4 protein-coding genes and 1 pseudogene are annotated in these 7,462 nt (G+C 73.2%); all 5 read right to left on the reverse strand.

Annotated features, from left to right (window positions below; genetic code table 11):
* Positions 1-13: 13 nt before the first annotated feature.
* Complete coding sequence (locus G446_RS0110935; RefSeq protein ID WP_026410179.1) at positions 14-1,612, reverse strand: hypothetical protein; 1,599 nt, start codon at positions 1,610-1,612, stop codon at positions 14-16.
* 199 nt (positions 1,613-1,811) lie between these two features.
* Positions 1,812-3,197: a hypothetical protein gene (locus tag G446_RS0110940; protein WP_026410180.1), complete on the reverse strand. Its 1,386-nt coding sequence runs from the start codon at positions 3,195-3,197 to the stop codon at positions 1,812-1,814.
* A 5-nt stretch (positions 3,198-3,202) separates the two neighbouring features.
* The gene (locus G446_RS0110945) at positions 3,203-5,491 is read right to left on the reverse strand and encodes a hypothetical protein (RefSeq protein ID WP_026410181.1); all 2,289 of its coding nucleotides are present in this window, start codon (positions 5,489-5,491) and stop codon (positions 3,203-3,205) included.
* Between the two features lie 409 nt (positions 5,492-5,900).
* Entirely contained in the window at positions 5,901-6,647 is a 747-nt protein-coding gene (locus G446_RS0110950; protein ID WP_245574675.1) for a transposase family protein, read from the reverse strand.
* Positions 6,648-6,796: 149 nt separating this feature from the next.
* Positions 6,797-7,462 (reverse strand): annotated as a pseudogene (locus tag G446_RS20365) (hypothetical protein); the annotation flags it as partial.

Below are 7,462 nucleotides of genomic sequence, written 5' to 3' on the forward strand. Positions count from 1 at the left end.
AATCGCGCACGCCTCAGCGCTCCCGCCGTCTGGCGTCGGCACCGTCGTTTGCCGCGGCACTGGCGTCCGCCTCGGCGGGCACCGAGCGGTCCGGCGCCCGGAAGGCCGTCAGCCCCGCCCACGTCAGCGGCGAGACGGCGGGGCTGGGATTCCAGCGCCACCGCCGCAGCCGCTCCCGCTTCCACTCGTTCATCTCGTGGACCGGATCCTCGGAGCGCAGAAGATCGTCGACGACCACCGACAGGTCGAAGAAGGGCCGGATCCGCTCCGCCCGGGGCCCCTCCCCGTCGTCGAAGCCCTGGGCGGAGCGGCTCACCCGCTCGAAGAACCGGTCGGTGAGCATCGTCCACCGCGTGGCCATGACCAGTTCGGCGCCCGCCTCCAGGATCGCCGTGACCATCCCGAAGGGCTCCAGCTGGCGCGGCTCCGTGCCCGACTGGCAGGCGATGAGCCCCACCCGGGGCGGCATCGGCCACAGCAGCGGGCCCGCCACCTCCTGCGGGGCGTCGAAGGGGCGCTCGTCGTCGGCGGGCCCGGCCGCGCCCACCCCCGCGGGCCAGCGGGTCCCCAGGTCCAGGGGCGCGCCGTCCTCCTCCGACTCCGCCCGCAGGCGCTCCACGTACTCGCCCCAGCCCCAGGTCCCGTGCAGCAGGTCGTCCGCGGAGAACCACCGGCACCCGCCCTCCACGCGCGTGCGCCCGAACACGTCCGCCCCGTCGGCCAGCCGCATGCGCGACATGGGCCCGTCGCCCGTCATATGACCCACGTACAGCAGGTGGGACAGCGGCCGCGCATTGTCGACCGACGTGGACCCGGCGTCGGCGCGCAGACTCGACGACAGCCAGATCCGGTCCGCGCGCTCCCGACCGCGCGCCGGGGCGAGGGCCGCCGCGCCCTTGGCCGCGATCCGCCGGTCCCACTCCCGCAGCTCGGCGGGGGACAGGACCGCGTCGGCGCCCCGGGGCCAGGGCTGCACCAGGTACAGGCCCGGCCGCTCGCGGACCCCGCGCCAGTCGGGGTGGGGCGCGCCCGGGTCGGCGTCCCGGTACAGGATCGCCCCCATCATGACCACGTCGACGACGTCGAGCAGGCGTTCCGGAGCGCCGTCGGCGCACCTCCTGCCCGTCGGCAGCAGCTCCCACGGCACCTGGCCGCACGACGGCGGGGTGTTGAGCACCAGCAGGACCCTGCGGTCCGGCGCCCCGGCGGCCTCCAGCAGCGAGGCGACGAACTCCTCGGGCAGGGCCGCCCGCGCGACCTCCTCCATGAGCCGCAGCTCGTCGTCGGCCCGCAGCATCGGCCCCTGGGCGACCCGCAGGAACCGGTTGCCGTCGGCCTGCGTGAGGGCGGCCGTCAGGGGGGCGTCGTCGACGGGCGGCCTGCGCGCCCGGGACGGGCGGACGGGCGGGAAGACCTCGTCGAAGCCGCGCTCGGCGGGTTCGGAGTCCTGCTCCAGGTAGTCCGGCAGGGCCCGGGCCAGGCGCTCCACCGCCTCCGTGAGCCGGACGCGGTCCAGAACGGCGTAGGCGGGCGGGCACTGGGCGGATTCCCAGGCGAGGTAGGTGCCGGACGAGGCGTCCACTCCGTGGAGGATGAATTCGACGGTTTCCACAGCGGTGGCCTTTCTTCAGGGGTGCGGCGCCGGATGCGCCGCCCGGTGATGGCGGATGCGCCGCCCGCGGGGCGGGGTCGGCGGGCCGGATGGGCGGGATGGGTCAGATGGGCCGAGGCCGGGGCCGGCGAGCGGTCGGGTCGGCGGGGCCATTGTCGGGCGGGCCGGCGGCGGTCGACGGGGACCTGCGGGCCGGCGGTCAGAGCGACAGGTCGCCCGAGGGTCCGACCAGCTGCCCGACCCACGGCTCCCCGCCGGCCAGGCCCTCGGGCACGGGATCGTCCGGCAGGCCCCGGCCCTCGTACGGGAAGGTCTCCTCCAGGAAGTCGTAGACGTCCTCCGCCCGCCGGCGCGCCCACTCCGTCGCCGCCTCCTGGTCGCCGACCATCGCCGCGCGCTCCGGGCCCCGCAGCGCCGGTGCCGGACGGGGAACGGAGACGACGTCGACGCACTCGACCCGCCCCGACCGCTCCAGGGCCTCGCGGGCCGTGAGAAGGCGCCCCGACGCGTCCGGGTGCAGGTCGACGAGGGCGGGCAGGACCTCTCCCTTGAAGTAGACGCGCGCGTAGGCGTGCGGCAGCGCCCGCCCGGCCGAGGGGGCCAGGGGCGCCGTCACCCGCAGCTCGCCGTCGTCGGCGCTCCAGACGACGGTGCCGGTGTCCGTGTCCAGCAGGCCGGGCGCGTTGACCTCCCAGTCGACGCTGTCGCGCGAGGCGCCGGGACCGGCGGGCGGTCCCGGCGCCTCGCCCTCCGCCGGTGCCCCCGCGGCCAGCGCGACGTCCGCCCGGCCGATCTCCTCCAGGACCTGCTCCCAGCCGCGGGAGGGGATCGAGCCCGCGAGGCCGTCGCGGAGGGCGATCATCCCGGAGACATCCTCGCGCCCCCGCTCACCGTCCGGCTCGTCCTCCTCCAGGTCCCGGTCCGCGCACAACCAGGCGAGCACGTCGCGCAGAATGACGCGCAGGCGGCGCTGGGAGGTCTCGTCGGCCCGCCCCTCGAGCACGCGCCGGGCGAGCTCGGGGACGGCGGCCGCATGCCCGTCCAGCAGGACGCCCGTGAGCCCGCCGAGCCCGAAGCACTCGGGCGCCTCCGCCCGCAGCGACAGGGAGGCGAGTTCGACGGCGAGGAGGGTGCGGTCCGGCCGGGCGATCGGCGAGCCGACGGGCGACGGCCAGTAGCGGCGCATCCACAGCCCCTCGGCCATCCGGTGCAGGCACCGCGCCGTCGGCGAGGGGCGGGAGAACCACGTCGTGGAGACGGTGACGGCCGTCGGCGCGATCGTCGCTGCCGGATCGGGCCCGGGCGCGGGTGGTCCGGCGGGGCGGGCGGCCAGCAGGCCGCGGGCGGCCTCGACGACCTTGTGCCCGTAGACGAGCTCGACCCACAGTGGGACCTCATCGGTGTCGAAGCCGCCGCCCAGGTAACCGGCGGGAATCTCCCGGTCGATGCCCAGGCCGGCGCACAGCCGGCCGCCGTCGACGGGCAGGGACGGATGCATCAGGTCCTCGCGGGGCTCGATCCCTCCCGGGGCGATGAGGAGCTCGCCGTCGTCCAGCCTCAGGGCGACGTCGTCCAGTAAGGCCACGTGAATCACATCCTCTCAATGAGGTCGATGAGATGGTCGCAGGTGACGCCCTCGGCCAGCTCCGCGTGCTCGCCGTCCCGCAGGCGCTTCAGCGCCCGCGACAGGGCGGCGACGGCGAGCCCGGCCTCGGCCCTGGCCCCGGCCGGCCCGGTGCTGACCGCCCTGGCCGCCCCGGTCCCGGGCCCGCCCGCGAGCGCGGTCCTCGACCTTCCCCGCGAACCCCGCCCCCGCGCCGGGGTCTGCCCGCGGACCCGACGGATCGTGTGCAGGGCCCAGGCGGCGCTCGCCACCGGGTCGTCGGGGTCGTCCCGGGGCGGCTCGTCGCGGCGGAGCAGGAACTGCACCAGCGCGTAGGCCGCGTGCTTCTTGACGGACGAGGGCCCGCTCGACCTTGGCCTCCCCGACCCCGGCTTCGCCCTTGTGCGCAGCCCCGCCCCGGTCTGGTCCCTGATGCCGGTGTGAGCGGTGCTGTTGACCCACCTGGTGGCGTCCATCATGGCGGCCCTCAGGATGCGGCCCACGGCATCGGCGTCGACCTGGTCGTCCGGCATGAGGCCGACGCCGCGGAACTCGTACAGGTGCACCTTGCGCCACACCAGGCGCAGGTACTGCGGTTCGGCGAGCATGTCGATGGTGCGGCTGTAGACCCGGGAGGTGCCGGTATCGACGTCGGCGTGCTGGGGGCTGGCCTCGAAGCGCAGTGCGGGGGAGGTGTCGTGCGCCACGTCGAGGACCCGCTGGAGCAGCTCCCCGCCCCCGCCGGCCATGTCCCGACGTCTGCGTCCGTTGCTCCGGTGCAGCAGACTCAGGCCGCCCACGAGGCCGACGGCGACCTGCTCGCCGAGCAGCAGCGCGAGCTGGGCCTGGCAGGAGGTCACCCCGCCCCAGGCCGCGCAGCGGGCGCCCTCGGCGACCAGGCGCTCATCGAGGTTGTCGTGCGTGATGCCGAGGACCAGTTTGTTCTGGAAGGCGGAGCGGATGCGGCCGAACAGCGTCAGGTTCAGGGGCGCGGGGGCCGGGCCGTTCTTCCTGCGCCGGGGATCGGGGCCGGTGAGCGGGGGCTGCGCGCACAGAGAGGAGCCCTCGACCGGGTCGGCGAGCCTCGCCCGGCGGGCGGCCGAGGCGAGGAGGGCGCTGGCCGCGCCCCGGTTTTCGCGGACTCGGTCGCGCAGGTCCGGGAAGGCCCTGCGCGCATCCGCCCAGGACGGCGAGTCCGCCAGGTCGTCGAGCGCGCGGCGCAGCTCTTCGTCGGGGCCGGTGGGCTCTTCACTGGGGCCGGGGCGCGCCCCGGCCCGGCCCACCCGCTCCCCGCCGGGGCCGGTTCGACTCCGCGGCGGGGAGACCCGCCCGTCGTCGAACGGGATCCAGGTGTTCAGCGCCGTTTGCACCCGCTCGGCGAGTCGAGCGTCGGCCAGCCGGGAGCGCACATGGGCCAGGCTCACCCGGGCGCGGATCTCCTCCTGGATCGAGTCGAGCACGCGTTGGACCTCGTCGTCATGAGGTGTTAAACGCTCGGGATCCTTCAGATCGGTGATCTGCGGCCAAGTGCTGCCCAGGAACTTCCGGCGCCGGCTCTGGCGTTTCTTGGAGGCGTCCTTATCGGCCCGGAAGCCGGGTCGCGCGCGGAACGCCTCCTCCAGCAGTTCGGCCCACCGCATGACCGCGATGAAGAGGGTCTTCTCCTCATCGAACACGTCGGCGATGCTCCGGACCTGGCCGTGGTCGAGACGCTGGATGGCTCCCTCCTCGAGGTCAAGGATGCGGCCCAGGCTGTCCGCGGCGATCCGCCCTTTGAGCGCCTTGGCCAGCACCATTGAGCGGAAGTCGGTCGAGGGCGCCCCGCATACCTCGGCGCGGGGCTGGCACCCCGGCCTGCCCATGCGCATGGTCCAGCGTTCGACGAGGTCGGAATCGAGGTCGTGGATCTTGTCCCACTCCCGGCGCAGCACCGTCGTGGCGGGCATGGTTTCGCCGAGCCGGATCTCCGGGGCGATGTTACATGGGCGCCTGCCCCTGGGCGCGGGGCTCTCGGCGCGGTCCCAGGCGCTGCCGGCGCCGTCGGCCCGGGAGTCGCCGTCCCGGTCCCGAGGGCCGTCATCGGCGTCGTGGTCCCAGACGTCGTCGTAGTCGCCTTCGCCCCAGTCGTCGAGGTCCGGGCCGTCGTCTCCGCCCTCGCCGATTGTCGAGCCCGAGCCGCCCTCGCCCCGGACCCCGATACCCGGCTCGTCATCCGCCGGCTCGGCGCAGTCGTCGAACGGCATGGTCGGCACCCCCGTCTCGGTGAGGTCGGTCACTTCTGCGGAGGAGATTACCGCACTGCGGGTCCCGGCCCGCACGCCGGTCGCGCGGGTGATCTGCTGCTGGCCAGAGCGCGGAGTTCGGCGCACCCGCGGCGGGCGCGGGCCTGGAACGAGGCGCCGAGCGAGGCGGATCGGGACTCGGCGCACCCGCGAGCGGCGGGTGCGGTGGTTCGGGGCGGACCGGCGGCGTGAAAAGGTGGCTCCCGCGTACTTTTAACGCCTCGCTCCGAGGTTGCCCGCCGTGGAAAGCGCGTCATGTCGCCGTTTTCTCTGCGTCCCATCGCCGTCGGGCGGCTGAAAGATATGCGGGAGCCACCTTTTTCGCGGCACTGAACCCTAATAATGAGATGCGACAGTAGGTTGTGCGACGTCGACCTCGATGTTGCTGCTCATTGAAGCTTATTCAGAGGGTGGTTTTGAAGACGTAGAGTGAGAGTGCGGCGGTGATGGTCTGCTCGAATGTGTGCAGGGGGCGGCGGTAGTCGGTGTGGAGGATTCTCCAGGACTTGATGTGGGCGATGGTGCGCTCGACGACCTGGCGGATCCGGTTGATGCTCTTGTTGGCCTCTTCGGCCGCTTCGCTCAGTTCGCCGTTGGGGGGCTTCTTGTGCGGGGTGATCATTCCCCTTCCGACGTATCCCTTGTCGGCGATCCATCCGGAGGGGTCGATTCCGTCGAGCAGTCCGGAGGCGTCCAGGGCGGCCACGTCGTGCATGGACCCCGGATAGGGGTCCGAGGCCCACACCAGCCTGCCGCTGGGCAGGACCAGGATCTGGACGTTCATGCCGGTCGTCCCGTGCTTGCCCGACCACAATTCGCGGTGATTCCGCCAGCTCCAGCAGGGGAAGAGGGTGCCGTCCAGGCAGAAGTCGCAGCCCTCGGGCACCTCCTCCGCGGTGAGCAGCAGGTCCTTCAGGGCCCGGACGATCGCATCGGTCAGGGCCCCGATGGCCCGCGAGATCGTGGGCTGGGAGGCGCCCAACTGCTCTCCGATCGCCGCCTGTATCACATTATGGCGCATGTAGATCAGAGCCGCCCGCAGGGAGTCCCTCAGCCCCAGACTCGGCGGATAGCCCTCGACTCCCTCCTCGCGCAGGCGGATGAGCAGGTCGGCGAACTTGGGGGTGGGCAGCCCCGTGGTATACTTCATGACGATGGTCCGTTCCTCATGAGGTCGTGGATATTGTCTTCGTAAACCATTGTACCTCATGCGGGCGGGCCATCATAATATCGTTTCCCAGAAATGCGACCAGACGGGGTTATAGGCGTGGGTGTGTTGTTTTAGGAGGCGTGTCGGGGTCAGTGGGTGCGTCCGGCCCAGCCCTTGCGCGTCCACAGGCCCTCCTCGGGGGTGGGGGTGGTGCCCCATCCGGCGGGGTGGGGGCGTGCGCTCGTCCTGGTCTTCCTGGTGGGGAGGCGTGCGGCCGGTCTTCTGCCGTCCTGGTTCCAGGCCTTGAGCGCCTGGGTCGGTGTGGGCGGCTGCTCGGTGAGCCGGGCGAGGGTCCAGTCGATGATCGCGGCCTGGTGGTCGGGGCCGGCTCCGCGGTGGTGGCGCAGGGTGGCGCGGACCTGGGCGTTGATGGCTTCGACGGGGTTGGTGGTGCGCTCCAGGGGCGTGTGGCGGGGCTCGCCCGCGGGGCCGGTCAGGTAGGCGAACAGAGTTCCCTGCTTGGCCAGACGCTCCAGGCGTCTGTGGGCGCGGCGGGTGCGGGGGGGGGTGTACCACCACTTCCTGCCGGTGGCGGCCGCGGTGGCGGGGTCGTCCTGGGCGGTGGTGCGCTGGTTGAGCCAGGTGCGGTACTCGGTGGCGTAGTCGTTGAGCGCGGTCAGCCAGTGGGCGGCCTGGTCGGTGGTGGTGATGGTCAGGAGCTTGCGCGACAGTCCCAGCAGGGCGCGGCCCTGGGTGGTACGGGGGTGGAGGGTCAGGTCGCGCACGGTGTCGCGGTGGACGTGGATCAGGCAGCG

Origin of the sequence: Actinomyces dentalis DSM 19115 (genome assembly GCF_000429225.1) — a bacterium.
Classification (GTDB): Bacteria; Actinomycetota; Actinomycetes; order Actinomycetales; family Actinomycetaceae; genus Actinomyces; species Actinomyces dentalis.